Origin of the sequence: Bacteroides sp. D20 (assembly GCF_003436255.1) — a bacterium.
GTDB classification, from domain to species: Bacteria; Bacteroidota; Bacteroidia; order Bacteroidales; family Bacteroidaceae; genus Bacteroides; species Bacteroides uniformis.
In genome coordinates this window covers 329,673-343,257 of sequence record NZ_QSOO01000003.1, presented here as the reverse complement: position 1 = coordinate 343,257, position 13,585 = coordinate 329,673, and the positions used below count along the sequence as shown (strand labels likewise).

Sequence of the window (13,585 nt, the reverse complement as noted above, 5' to 3'; positions counted from 1 at the left end):
TAAAAAGAGCACGTTTTAGAAAAGAAATAAATTATTGACAATGAACCAAGAGCTATTATATAAATATTTCAAAGGTATTACTTCCGTTGAAGAAGAAAAGATGATACTCGACTGGATAGACGCCTCGGATGAAAACCGGAACATCTTCCTGAAAGAGCGCATGATATACGACATTTCTTTGTTCTCGGACAAGCAGGGAAACAATGAAAAGAAAACGGTGCGCATCATGCCGATGCTCCGCTGGGCGGCCCGTATAGCCGCCGTCACCATTGTCGCCATTGCCGGTTATTTCATCACCTCCGACTTTTTATATAACAAGGAGGTGCAGTTGCAAACAGTCACTGTGCCTGCCGGACAACGGGCCCAAATTACCCTCGCCGATGGAACACGCGTATGGCTGAACTCCAAGTCCACCATGAAATATGCCGCCAACTTCGGACGCAACGAACGAAATGTGGAATTGGACGGAGAGGCCTACTTTGAAGTAGCCAAAAACAAGAATATCCCATTCTATGTACATACAGAAACGAACAAGGTAAAAGTTGTAGGAACGAGTTTCAACGTCTGTGCCTACAGTGGGAGCCATGAGTTCGGAACCACATTGGTGGAAGGTATCGTCGATATCTATCCGGCCAACAGCAGCCAGATAATCACCAGGTTGCAGAAAGACGAGGTATTTCTCAATGAAAACGGAAAATGTAGAAAGGCCGTCCTTCCTTCCTATGAATATCTACGCTGGAAAGAGGGACTATACTGTTTTGACGACGCTCCATTCAGCGGTATCCTCGGTAGACTGGAGAAATACTATAATGTAAAGATAACCGTTGCCAGTCCTCAACTGCTGAACTACGGCAGCTTTACCGGCAAGTTCAGAGAGCAGGACGGCATCGAACATATACTGCGGACCATCTCGAAAGACCATCCTTTCAAGTTCCGCATCAACGAAGAAAAGGATTCAATTGTTATATATGAGTAAGAAAAAAAGATCGGAAAGTACCCCCATACTTTCCGATCCGAAACAGTCAAAAATCGACCTTAATCAATTTATTAACTTAACACAGTGACAAAGATATGAGAAAAATTTTGTTGATGAGGCTTTTTTATCTAAAAAAATTAGATTTTAAGCAATTATTGCAAACCTATGAAAATCACATTATTCCTTCTCCTGCTTGTTATATTTCAGGTGTACAGCGGGAACTGCTACTCTCAGAATGCCAGGGTCAGCATTCAAAATGCCCGGCTGAGAGTAGGGCAAGTTCTCGAGCAAATTGAATCGCAAACAGAATACTTATTTGTATATAACAAACAGAACGTCGATGTACGCCGTACCGTCGACATCAATGCAAGCAACCAAACTGTTTCCGAAGTACTTGACCAAATGTTCAAAGGGACAGACATCAAGTATGTGATGGAAGGCAAAAACATCGTTTTAACCAAAAACAGCAGGAGTGCTGAGGATAAGACAGACACTCTGCAGGAAATGGCTACTGTAAGAGGAAAGGTGACGGACTCCAAAGGCGAACCGATTATCGGTGCCAACATTCTTGAAAAAGGGACCGCCAATGGTGTTATCACCAATACCGAAGGAGAATTTAGTATGAATATCCCTCCTTATGCCACTATTGTCGTATCCTACATCAGTTATGAACCGCAAACCATTGCCCTGAACGGTAGAAATAATCTCCACATCCGGATGGAAGAAAAGAGCCTCGCCCTGGAGCAAGTAGTGGTAACCGCCATGGGTATCCAGAAGAAAATGTCCTCATTGACCTATTCTACCCAACAAATAAGCAGCAGTGAGCTGACCCGTGCCAAAGAGCCGAACATGATTAATACACTGGCAGGAAAGACGGCCGGAGTACAAATCAATAAAACCGCCAATTTAGGAGGTTCTGCCAAAGTCGTCATTCGCGGTGCACGCTCTGCATTTGCCAGCGGCAACAACCAGCCCTTGTACGTAATTGACGGTGTTCCTATGCTGAACAGCTCAACAGAATCCACCTCCACCGTAATCGGCGGTAACTACGATGGATTGAACCGTGATGCCGGTGACGGGATTTCCAACCTGAATCCGGACGACATAGAAAGCATCAACATCCTGAAAGGTTCTTCTGCCGCCGCGCTTTATGGTTCGCAGGCAGCTAATGGCGTCATTCTGATCACCACTAAAAAGGGAAAGGCCGGACTGCAGCGCGTTACATTCTCCTCCAACCTGACCGTAAGTCACGCCATCAGTACCCCCGAATTCCAAAATACATACGGCCGGAACGAAGATGGCGGTACGGCAAGCTGGGGTACAAAAGGCAATGTAACGGACTATGACAACATAGGCGAATTCTTCAGCAATGGCATCACCACTTTCAATTCGCTGGCCATCACTACCGGAAATGAAAAGGTACAAACTTATTTCTCATACGCCAACACCACGGCTAAAGGAATTGTGGACAATAACAAACTACAGAAGAATAACCTGAACCTACACGAAACGGCCAGCCTCTTCAACAACAAGCTGAAACTGGACGGCATTGCAACACTAATGACCCAAACCGTCAAGAACTCCCCTGCTACCGGCGGCTATTATCTGAATCCGCTGGTCAGCTTGTACAGTTTCCCACGTGGCGTAGACATGAGCACTTACAGAGAAAACTTTGAAACGTGGAATGCCGACCGCAATATGATGACACAAAACTGGATTGAAAAGAATGGAGATGGTACCGTCAGTGAATGGGGACAGAATCCCTACTGGCTGAAAAACCGCGTGCTCAGTGGCTACAAGCGTTATCGCGCTGTGGCATCGGCCAGAGCCAATCTGCACATTACGGACTACTTCAACCTGCAGGTACGGGGTAATGTGGATTATATCAGTGATAAATTCGACAATAAGATGTATGCCACTACAGCTCCCAACATCGCCGGCAAATACGAGGACAAGGAAAACGGACGTTACATCTGGTCGGACAGCCAGGAAATCCAAGTCTACGGTGACGCAATGGTCTTGTTCAACAAGGAATTTGATGACTTTTCCCTCAATACGGCACTGGGAGCCAGCATCAACATGAGTAAAGTCAATTCACTGACAATAGACTCAAGGCTTGCTTCCCTCTACAAACCGAATGTATTTACCGTCCCCAATGTAGTGATGGACTCCAAAGCAGCCGTAAATCAGAGCATCGACAGCAAACGCACGCTCCAATCAGTATTTGCCACCATGCAGTGGGGCTGGAAAGGACTACTATACTTGGACATTACCGCACGTAACGACTGGTCATCCACATTAGCCCACACAGACAGCAAGAATACCGGATTCTTCTATCCCTCCATAGGAGCTACCTGGATTCTTAACAAAACCTGCTCCCTGCCCAAATGGATAAGTTTTGCAAAAGTGCGCGCTTCATGGGCGGAAGTCGGTAATGACCTCCCGATAGGAATCACCAATCCGGTAGACATCATCATGGTAGGCGGCAGTATCAATGTAAATACCGTAGAACAGCGCGGTGACCTAAAACCGGAAATCAGCAGCTCCATCGAATTCGGTACAGAATGGCGCTTCTTCCATCACCGCTTCGGGATAGACTTCACTTGGTATCAGACCAATACCAAGAACCAGTTGTTGAGAATGGACAATCCTACGGGCTCCACCTATAAATACCGGTATGTCAATGCCGGAAAAATACGTAACCAGGGTTTTGAGCTGACGGTAGACGCCACTCCGCTACTATACAGAAACTTTTCGTGGAAGAGTCTCATCAACATGTCCGCCAACAAGAACAAAGTAGTGACCCTGCATCCTGACTATCCGGAATTTTCCTACTACGAAGAAGGTTTCAACGCAGGCTATCAGATGCGCGTCAAAGAAGGAGGCAGCCTGGGGGATATTTATGGAAATGCTTTCCGCCGTAACGAGGATGGCAGCATCATGGTTGATGAAACCAGCAAAAGACCTTTAGGAAATACCGGAAACAAGGATTTGCTTGGGAATGCCAATCCTGACTTCACCATGGGATGGAGCAACACACTTACCTACAAGAACCTGGAGCTCTATTTCCTGATAGATTTCCGCTTTGGCGGCGAAGTCATGTCACTGACACAGTCTGAGTTGGATGCCAACGGCGTGACCAAAGTCACCGAAGATGCCCGCGCCCGAGGATATGTAGAATACCAGGGACAGAAGTTCAACGACCCGAGAGCATTCTACAGCGCAGTAGGCGGCAGAAATGCCATCTCCGAATATTATATGTACGACGCAACCTGCATCAGACTCCGTGAAGTATCACTGAGCTATTCTTTCCCGAAAACGATACTGGAAAACAGTAGATTCATAAAGGGAATCGACGTATCATTGGCAGCGCGCAACTTGTGTTTCTTAAAGAAGGAAGCACCGTTCGACCCCGATGCAGTAATGTCCGTAGGCAACAACAATCAAGGAGTAGACGTGTTTGGCATGCCTACTACCCGGAATATCGGCTTTAACCTAAGATTAACCTTTTAAAATGAATACCTTATGAAAAACAAGTGCATCATATTCCTTTTCTGCCATAGCATATTGCTGCTTGCAGCTTGCACCGGCGGTTTTGAGAACGACAACGAAATCAAGGGAGGTTTCTCGGACGACAAAAAGGAAATAGATTTCCAGAACCTGACTGCTCCATTCGAACCCATACAGTCGGGTATCTACTTCAATATAGGTTCTGTTGGCTTAAATTGGGTATGGCAGATGACACAATCCCTGAACCATGACATGTTCTCCGGCTACTTCATGGACCCTATTCCTAAATTCATGAAATCCAACGCCTGCTACAACCTGAACTCAGGCTGGACCAATGCCGCATGGCAATGTACTTACGGATATGTCTACACGGAGGTGCAGAAGGCAGAAAAGAACTTTTATGGCAATGACAACTTGAAAGGCTACCTCGGCATTACCGAAATTTTGAAAGTGGAACTGATGCACCGCATTGCCGATACATACGGTCCGCTGGTCTACCATCAACTGGGTGAGACACCCCGGGTTTACGGACTGCAAGAAGCCTATACACGCTTCTTTGCAGACCTGGACGAAGGGCAGCAATTGATAAGGGAATACCTGGACGAGGGCGGTGACAACAACAAATTCAAAGAGTATGATATGCTGACCAACGGCAAGACCTTGAAGGAGTGGTTAAAGTTTGCCAACTCACTACGTTTGCGCCTTGCCATGCGCATCTCCAATGTGGATGCAACACTTGCCAAAGACCAAGCAACCAAAGCACTGAATGACAATCAAGGTGTACTGGAAGGTGCAAGGGAAACCATCGCTGTAATGGGCAAGAACTATATCAATCCTTTGTGTGCCGTTGCCGGTTGGGGTGAAGTCTACATGAATGCCTCGATGGAATCCATTATCAACGGTTATGAGGACCCGCGTGGCAAGAAATGGTATAACACCGCCCTTCTCGAAGGTTATCAAAAACAGTTGTTAGGCATTCCCATCGGGTTACCCATGAAAGACGGTGACGCCAACATTTACAGTTTTTGCTCTTCCCTCAACACAAGTACCATCGGCGAAAAGACCGGAGCCGTATTGATGAGTGCGGCAGAAGTCTGGCTGCTCAGGGCCGAAGCAGCCCTCCGTGGCTATACCAAAGAGAATCCCCGCACATGCTATGAATACGGGGTAAGTACTTCATTTACACAGTGGGACTGTGCCGGTGCCTCCGAATATCTGGAAAGCGACAAAACCCCTGCCGATTATAAAGATGTAGTCTCAGGCGGCAAGGTAGGCAAGGACATGAAAGCCTTGATTACCATATCCCCCAAATGGGAAGAAGATGCAGACATAGAGACGAAACTCGAAAAGATTATTACCCAGAAGTGGCTGGCATGCTGGCCCGAAAGTTATGAGGCATGGGCTGAGCAACGCCGTACCGGATACCCCAAACTTTTCAAGGTCCAAAACAACACCGGAAAAGTGATTGATACGGATATCATGATCCGCCGCCTTCCGTTCTCAACGGACGCCGCCACTGCCGACCCGGCACAATACGCCACCCTCACGGAAAAACTGGGTGGCGCAGATAACGGCGCCACCCGCCTTTGGTGGGATACGGGGAAAAACTCTTTCTAGAACAGACTCCACGCAACCGTAAGCCCTGCCATCACAATGGCTACCATGCTCATCAGCTTGATTAGGATATTCAAGCTCGGACCGGATGTGTCCTTGAACGGGTCTCCTACGGTGTCACCCACGACTGTAGCCTTGTGGACTTCACTGCCTTTGCCGCCAAAGTTGCCTTCTTCCACATACTTTTTGGCATTATCCCATGCACCACCGGCATTTGCCATGAAGATGGCAAGCACGAAACCACTGCTCAATCCGCCAATCAGCAGGCCGAGCACACCGGGAACACCGAAAATAAGTCCCGTCGCAATCGGAGCAATGATAGCTATCAGTGACGGAATCACCATCTCGCGTTGCGCCCCTTTCGTCGAGATTGCCACACAACGCTCATAATCAGGCTCCGTTTCTCCCGTAAGGATTCCCTTGATTTCGCGGAACTGGCGGCGCACTTCGTCTACCATATGGGCCGCTGCACGCCCTACCGCATTCATCGTCAATCCACAGAAAAGAAATGCCATCATCGAGCCCAGAAACATACCGGAAAGAACTTTCGGATTCATCAGCGTCACATCGTAGTGATGCATAAAGTCGAAGAAAGTGGCATCTTGAAGAGCCACGGCATCGCCATGAGGAAGCGACAGTTCGGTAGTCCCGAGGCGGGTCAGCCCGATACGGATTTCCTCGACATAAGAGGCCAGCAAAGCCAATCCCGTCAAAGCGGCGGAACCGATGGCAAAGCCTTTGCCCGTAGCGGCTGTAGTATTGCCCAAGGAGTCAAGCGCATCGGTACGCTTACGCACCTCTTCACCCAGACCGGACATTTCCGCATTGCCACCCGCGTTGTCAGCTATCGGTCCGTAAGCATCTGTAGCAAGCGTGATGCCCAATGTAGAAAGCATACCTACTGCGGCAATGCCAATACCATAGAGCCCCAGACCCACATTAGAGAAGTCGAAGCCCGAAGCAAAGAGATAAGAAGCAATGATACCTATCACCACGGCAATCACCGGAATAGCCGTAGAAAGCATTCCCAAGCCTATACCGGAAATTATGACTGTCGCCGGACCGGTCTTTCCGCTTTCACTCAGCTTTTGGGTAGGACGGTAGGATTGGGAAGTATAGTACTCCGTAGACCGCCCGATGATGATACCTACTATCAAACCCACTATCACGGAGCAGGAAATCCACAGCCAGTTGTCCAACTTCAGCAACCACAGGATAAAGAAAGTGGCGACAACTATCAAAATAGAGCTGAGATTAGTACCGAAAGCCAGTGAGTTCAGCAAGTCCTTCATCTTCGCATTCTCTTTGGTACGCACGGAGAAGATACCGATAATGGAAAGCAATATTCCGACGGCTGCAATCAGCATCGGAGCGATTACGGCCTTGAACTGCATCAGCGTATCACCCGAGTGGATAAAAGCCGCAGCACCGAGGGCAGCCGTAGCAAGGATAGAACCGCAATAACTTTCGTACAAATCAGCCCCCATACCTGCCACGTCGCCTACATTGTCGCCTACATTATCCGCAATCGTGGCAGGATTACGCGGGTCGTCTTCGGGAATACCGGCTTCCACCTTTCCCACAAGGTCGGCACCTACATCGGCAGCCTTTGTATAGATACCGCCACCTACGCGTGCAAACAATGCCTGCGTGGAAGCGCCCATACCGAAAGTCAGCATGGTAGTGGTAATGATGCAGAGTTTATGGGTGGGAGTCATTACATCTTCCGGAATTACAGCATTCAGCAACAGATACCAGAAAGATATATCAAGCAAGCCAAGGCCAACCACTACCAGTCCCATCACCGCACCGCTACGGAAAGCCACGCGTAGTCCGGCATTCAGCGATGTGCGTGCCGCATTGGCAGTGCGAGCCGATGCGTAGGTGGCCGTCTTCATACCCAAAAAGCCGGAAAGTCCGGAAAAGAATCCTCCGGTAAGGAAAGCAATCGGCACCCAGGAGTTCTGCACTCCGAAACCGTATGCCATAATGGAGAAAAGGATAACCAGCCCCAGAAATACCCAGCCCACAATCTTGTATTGTTGGCGAAGGTAAGACATAGCACCTTTGCGCACAGCAGCGGCAATCTTAATCATCTGAGGCGTACCCTCACTCTCTTTCATCATCTGACGATGGAAATACCAGGCAAAACAAAGTGCCATAATAGAAGCGGCTGGAACCAGCCAGAATAGGATTTGGTCCATAGCATTTATTCGTATTAAAAGGTTGAACGAAAGCCTAAAAATATTGATTTGAAACGAAATAAGCAAATGAAAAAGAAAAGAAATCCAAGCAAGCATGTATTTATACTGGCGAATAAAACAACAAGCAGTACCCTTTTTTACCTATTTTTTGTATTTAATGAGAAGAACAGAGCACATATAGATATATATTACAACTTTTATAGTACCTTTGCAACAAGTAAACAAGCTAAAAACAAAGGCATTATGAAACCAATCTATTCTAACCTGACATGCAAGATGCTGGCTTTGACATTATGCAGCATTATGCTGGCATTCCTATCCATAGGATGCGAACATGACGTCTACAATCCCGATAATGGAAAAGACGATGAGAAGACTCCCAACTCTTTTGATTTTTCTACGACATCTTCCATCCAAGTAAATGTAAAGTATGATGTCCCCGAAGGCTATAAAGTACTTTTTGAAATCTATCTTGAAGACCCGTTCACGATTGACAAAGATGGCCAGATTATAAAACGCACAGACCTGGAACCGGTCATCAGACGCATGACAGACGGTAACGGTGCATATAGCGGCAAGGAAATCATCAATTCGGACCATGGGGACGAAGCATATATCTATACTTCTTATATAGGGGTCCCCACCCTCTTCAAAACAGTTATTGCAGGAGATGCCATTACTGCCGACATCAAATGGGATTCCACCGATGATAATCCGCAAACACGGGCGGAGGGATGGCAGGCACCCAAAGGATACCATGTATTAGGAACATGGAGCTCCAAAGGATATCCTCATTATTTAGACACAGACAACAAAATCACAATTCCCGGTGATGTATTGACAATCATCAATACGACCTTGAAGGAAGGAGGCACATGCCCTAAGCAATACCGACAAGCCATAGATTTTGAAATCAATGATCCGGAAGGGCGCAATGCGGAAGTATCCATCCGGATAATTGGAGGAACCAGCGGTGCAGCGAGCGCCTTTGGCTATTATTGCTATAGGGCAGACGCATCTTTAAGTGAAATTAAAAAAGCCCCCAAATGCATTGTTTTTCCAAACACTCTGATGGATAATTATTATAATAAAAAGGCTTCCGGACTACAAGGCGGTGAAAGTGTAAAGCTTCATTACATAGACCCCGACGGAGTGGACCAAGGCACCGTATTTCCCAATGGAGTAAAAATCGGATGGTTCCTATTGAATGACAGCTTCTATGGCGGAAACAATAAGCCTTTCTACTCTACTACAAAGCTGAATGGGGACGGCCGTACACATACAGCCGCATTCCGCATCGATGATTTTGTCGTATTGTCCTTTGAAGATTGGACAGACCAAGACTATAATGATATACAATTCAACGTATGGTCCAACCCCATCGAAGCCATCATCAATCCGGATATTCCTGATATCAAACCTGACGGTGGCAACGAGGATAAGAAATACAGTCTGGAATACAAAGGAATCATCGCTTTCGAAGATAATTGGCCCAGAAAGGGTGACTATGACTTGAATGATGTTATTGTAAAATACCAGTCCGTATTGAACTTCAATGATGCCAATCAGGCCCTTTCTACAGAAGACACCTATGAGTTGCTTTGGTCCGGTGCCACTTTCAAAAATGGTTTCGCTTACCAACTGAATACAGAACGCAGCAATATGTCAACTGAAATATTGGAAGCCCCCACAAGTTTCAACGGACAAGGACTGGATACAGACCTTTCCAAAGCTACCGTCAATGTATTTCTAAGTGCGCTCGATGTAACAGAGAGAAATACAAAAACCGCTACATATAAGATAAAGAACACCTTCAAGACTCCACTATCACACGAAACGCTTGGAATTCCCCCTTATAATCCATTCATCATGGTACATGACGAATTGAAAGAATCACGCATCGAAGTGCATTTGGTCAACTATCCTCCTACTGAAAAGGCAGACATGGCTCTATTCCATACCGAAGAGGATTTGTCCTCTGTACCGACAAGCTATTATGTAGCCAATGGCAACTATCCTTTTGCCATTCATCTAAGTGGAGCCACAAACTTCAATACTCCTGAAACCCAGCCGATAGACAAGAGCTTTGAACATTTTATGGATTGGGTCAATTCCAATGGAACAGATTATAAGGATTGGTACAAATAACCGATAAAAGATACTCCTTATAAAGAAAATGGCAACCATTCACAGGGTTGCCATTTCTTATATCTTCCTATGTTGTAATATAGTAGAGCGAACTTATTCCACCGTTACAGCCGTACCGCATGCCGTAACCATCAACATGCTGCCACTGCCTCCTACCGTTTCATAGTCCAAGTCTACACCAATCACGGCATTGGCACCCATAGCACGGGCATGTTCTTGCATCTCGCGCAAGGCTATATCTTTAGCTTCGCGCAGCACTTCTTCATAAGAGCCACTTCGCCCACCCACCACGTCGCGGATGCTGGCAAAGAAATCGCGGAATACATTGGCACCGATAATCGTTTCACCGGAAACGATGCCATAATAGCGGGTGATACGTCCACCCTCAATAGTCGGGGTTGTTGTTACTAACATAATTCATTTTTTTAGTTGTTGACATATTAGACGCAAGGAATGAAAGAAAGGTTGCAAAGCTTTGCTTTGGTCAGAACATCCGGCTGACACGAACTATACCTGCCACCAGCACATCTATCTCCTCCCGGGTATTGTAAAGCCCGAAAGATGCACGCACTGTTCCTTCGATGCCAAGACGCTGCATCAATGGTTGGGCACAGTGATGTCCCGTGCGTACGGCAATGCCAAGACGGTCGAGCAATGTACCCATATCAAAATGATGGATATCACCTACCAGAAACGATATGACACTACCCTTGTCTTCTGCCTCGCCGAAGATACGCATACCGGGAATCTCTTTCAGCCGTTGCATGGCATACTGGGTCAATTCGTGTTCATAGGCGGCAATCTTGTCCATCCCAACCAGCGAAACGTAGTCCAAAGCTTTGGCAAGTCCGGTAGTACCGATATAATCCGGCGTACCGGCTTCAAACTTGAAGGGCAATTCATTGAAGGTAGTCTTTTCAAAAGATACATGCTGAATCATCTCTCCACCGCCCTGATAGGGAGGTATTCTATCCAGCCACTCCTCTTTACCATAAAGCACCCCTACCCCCGTAGGACCATACACCTTGTGCGCAGAGAAAACGAAGAAATCGGCATCCAGATCCTGCACATCTACCGGCATGTGGGGAATGGACTGGGCACCGTCCACAAGCACCGGAACACCCTGCTCATGGGCAAAAGCAATCATCTCCTTGACGGGATTGACCGTACCCAGCACATTGGAAACATGCGCCACACTGACAATCCTGGTACGTTCGGAGAACAACTGCCTATATTCGTCCAATAAGAGTTCGCCCTTGTCATTCATCGGAATCACCTTGATGGTAATTCCACGCTTGGCGGCAAGCAGCTGCCAGGGAACAATGTTGCTATGGTGTTCCATCACAGAAAGAATCACCTCATCCCCCTCCTGCATAAATTCCTCACCAAAGCTGGAGACAAGCAGGTTGATACTCTCCGTCGTACCACGGGTGAAGACAATCTCATTCGTGCTGCGAGCATTGATGAAACGTCTCACCGTCTCACGCGAGGCCTCGTGCAGCTCTGTAGCCTGCTGCGACAGGAAGTGCACTCCGCGATGCACATTGGCATTCACCGAATAATATTCGTCCGTAATGGCATTTACTACCTGGCGAGGTTTCTGCGTAGTCGCGCCGTTGTCCAGATAGACCAACGGCTTGCCATATACCTCACGGGAAAGGATAGGGAAATCAGCTCGAAGCCTCTCCCCCAGCCCCTCTCCCATAGGGAGGGGAGCCAAGATACTACTCTTATTTATATCGTTGTTCATAATGAATCGAAATTATAAGCTATCACTTGCAGATGGCGCACCCCTGGCATTTGTTCAGTTCCCCCCGGAAACGCTTCTCTACCAGCAGATGCAGACGGTCTTTCAAAGCATCCAAACGGATGGTGTCGATAACTTCGTTGACAAAAGCGAACATCAGCAACAGGCGCGCCTCGCGCACCGGGATACCACGCTGCCGCATATAGAAGAGAGCGCTTTCATCGAGCTGCCCCACCGTAGCGCCGTGACTGCACTTCACGTCATCTGCATAAATCTCCAGCTGAGGCTGGGTGTACATATGTGCATCTCGGGTGGCACAAAGATTGCGGTTGGTCTGTTGCGAACTGGTGTGCTGTGCGTCAGGGCGCACTAAAACCAGACCGGCAAAGGCACCTACAGCCTGCTCGTCAAGGACATACTTATAAAGCTCATTGCTGGTACAGTTGGGCACGGCATGGTCGATTGTCGTATGATTGTCCACATGCTGATTCTTGTCTGCAATGGCCATACCGCACAGATTCAGCTCCGCATGTTCACCGACAAGCGTCACACGGGTTGTATTCCGTGTAGTTCCGTTGTGCAAGGTCATACCATTCAGCAATACATTACTATTGGCTTCCTGCTTTACATACATATTGCTGATACGTACCGTACTGGTGTGTGTCTCTTCGAGTTCATAAAAATCGAAAATGGCATTCTCACCGGCAAAGATTTCTATCACCTGCGTTGCCAGGAAGTTCACGCCGTCCATCGCATGATCACACACCAACAAGCGGGCTTGTGCACCCTCCTCCAGAATAATCAGCACACGGCGGTTCACCATAAAATTGACGTCACCACGCAGGATATTCACCAGCTGAATAGGTTTCTCTACCACCACGTTCTTAGGAACATAAAACAGAACGCCGTCTTGTGCAAAAGCGGTGTTGAACGCCGTCACCCCATCCTCTGCCGTATCAGCCAACTTGCCATAATATTTCTTTACCAAATCGGGATGTTTCCCGGCCACCTCCTTCAGGCTGCCGAAGATAACCCCTTCAGGCAGATGGGACTTGGGCAAAGCCCTGCCATAAAAAGCATCGTTCACCACAAAATAAAGAGCAGTGCTCATATTGGGAACATCGCACTTGAACACTTCATAAGGGTTCACCGGAATTTCCAACCGGTTCAAGTTCAAGCCATAATCCGGCTCAAAGAACTTGCTGATATCCGTATATTTGTATTTCTCCTCCTTACGGGTGGGAAAGCCCAAGCGCTCAAAGTCAGCAAAAGCAACGGCACGCGGCGCATTCAGCACCTCGGCACTATGCCGGCATATCATCGCCTCCGTTTGGGAGAAAAGGTCTATGTATTGTTGCTCTACACTCATGTTTTCAGATTATGAGT

General features: G+C 47.5%; 8 protein-coding genes. 4 read left to right on the top strand and 4 right to left on the bottom strand.

The annotated features are described in order from the left end of the window. The first annotated feature begins 40 nt into the window (after positions 1 to 40). The 3 genes from DXD78_RS04795 to DXD78_RS04785 all read left to right on the top strand — a co-directional run bounded on the left by DXD78_RS04795 (position 41) and on the right by DXD78_RS04785 (position 6,103). The gene (locus DXD78_RS04795; RefSeq protein WP_005833683.1) at positions 41 to 976 is read left to right on the top strand and encodes a FecR family protein; all 936 of its coding nucleotides are present in this window, start codon (positions 41 to 43) and stop codon (positions 974 to 976) included. A 165-nt stretch (positions 977 to 1,141) separates the two neighbouring features. Next, the gene (locus tag DXD78_RS04790; RefSeq protein WP_009037365.1) at positions 1,142 to 4,489 is read left to right on the top strand and encodes a SusC/RagA family TonB-linked outer membrane protein; all 3,348 of its coding nucleotides are present in this window, start codon (positions 1,142 to 1,144) and stop codon (positions 4,487 to 4,489) included. A 12-nt stretch (positions 4,490 to 4,501) separates the two neighbouring features. Then, the gene (locus tag DXD78_RS04785) at positions 4,502 to 6,103 is read left to right on the top strand and encodes a SusD/RagB family nutrient-binding outer membrane lipoprotein (RefSeq protein ID WP_009037366.1); all 1,602 of its coding nucleotides are present in this window, start codon (positions 4,502 to 4,504) and stop codon (positions 6,101 to 6,103) included. Here the strand turns inward: DXD78_RS04785 and DXD78_RS04780 are convergent. Beyond that, a complete protein-coding gene (locus DXD78_RS04780) occupies positions 6,100 to 8,304 on the bottom strand; it encodes a sodium-translocating pyrophosphatase (protein ID WP_009037367.1) in 2,205 nt (734 codons plus the stop codon). The two genes, DXD78_RS04785 and DXD78_RS04780, sit on opposite strands and share 4 nt — an antisense overlap. A gap of 66 nt (positions 8,305 to 8,370) precedes the next feature. On the opposite strand from DXD78_RS04780, the gene DXD78_RS04775 reads away from it, so the two are divergent. Next, positions 8,371 to 10,452 (top strand): LruC domain-containing protein, encoded by a 2,082-nt coding sequence (locus tag DXD78_RS04775; protein WP_034529148.1) that lies wholly within the window; start codon positions 8,371 to 8,373, stop codon positions 10,450 to 10,452. Positions 10,453 to 10,545: 93 nt separating this feature from the next. On the opposite strand, the gene DXD78_RS04770 is transcribed toward DXD78_RS04775, so the two are convergent. The 3 genes from DXD78_RS04770 to sufD all read right to left on the bottom strand — a co-directional run bounded on the left by DXD78_RS04770 (position 10,546) and on the right by sufD (position 13,568). Next, positions 10,546 to 10,866: a heavy metal-binding domain-containing protein gene (locus DXD78_RS04770; protein ID WP_005824368.1), complete on the bottom strand. Its 321-nt coding sequence runs from the start codon at positions 10,864 to 10,866 to the stop codon at positions 10,546 to 10,548. A 70-nt stretch (positions 10,867 to 10,936) separates the two neighbouring features. Beyond that, positions 10,937 to 12,157, bottom strand: a complete 1,221-nt coding sequence (locus DXD78_RS04765) for a cysteine desulfurase (protein ID WP_050756854.1) — start codon at positions 12,155 to 12,157, stop codon at positions 10,937 to 10,939. Between the two features lie 67 nt (positions 12,158 to 12,224). Next, entirely contained in the window at positions 12,225 to 13,568 is a 1,344-nt protein-coding gene (gene sufD / locus DXD78_RS04760) for a Fe-S cluster assembly protein SufD (RefSeq protein ID WP_009037370.1), read from the bottom strand. Positions 13,569 to 13,585: the final 17 nt, after the last annotated feature.

Excerpts from the sequence above, each read along its gene's own strand:
- DXD78_RS04795 (WP_005833683.1), top strand. The coding sequence starts at position 41 with ATGAACCAAGAGCTATTATATAAATATTTCAAAGGTATTACTTCCGTT.
- DXD78_RS04790 (WP_009037365.1), top strand. The coding sequence starts at position 1,142 with ATGAAAATCACATTATTCCTTCTCCTGCTTGTTATATTTCAGGTGTAC.
- DXD78_RS04785 (WP_009037366.1), top strand. The coding sequence starts at position 4,502 with ATGAAAAACAAGTGCATCATATTCCTTTTCTGCCATAGCATATTGCTG.
- DXD78_RS04780 (WP_009037367.1), bottom strand. The coding sequence starts at position 8,304 with ATGGACCAAATCCTATTCTGGCTGGTTCCAGCCGCTTCTATTATGGCA.
- DXD78_RS04775 (WP_034529148.1), top strand. The coding sequence starts at position 8,371 with ATGAAAAAGAAAAGAAATCCAAGCAAGCATGTATTTATACTGGCGAAT.
- DXD78_RS04770 (WP_005824368.1), bottom strand. The coding sequence starts at position 10,866 with ATGTTAGTAACAACAACCCCGACTATTGAGGGTGGACGTATCACCCGC.
- DXD78_RS04765 (WP_050756854.1), bottom strand. The coding sequence starts at position 12,157 with ATGGGAGAGGGGCTGGGGGAGAGGCTTCGAGCTGATTTCCCTATCCTT.
- sufD (WP_009037370.1), bottom strand. The coding sequence starts at position 13,568 with ATGAGTGTAGAGCAACAATACATAGACCTTTTCTCCCAAACGGAGGCG.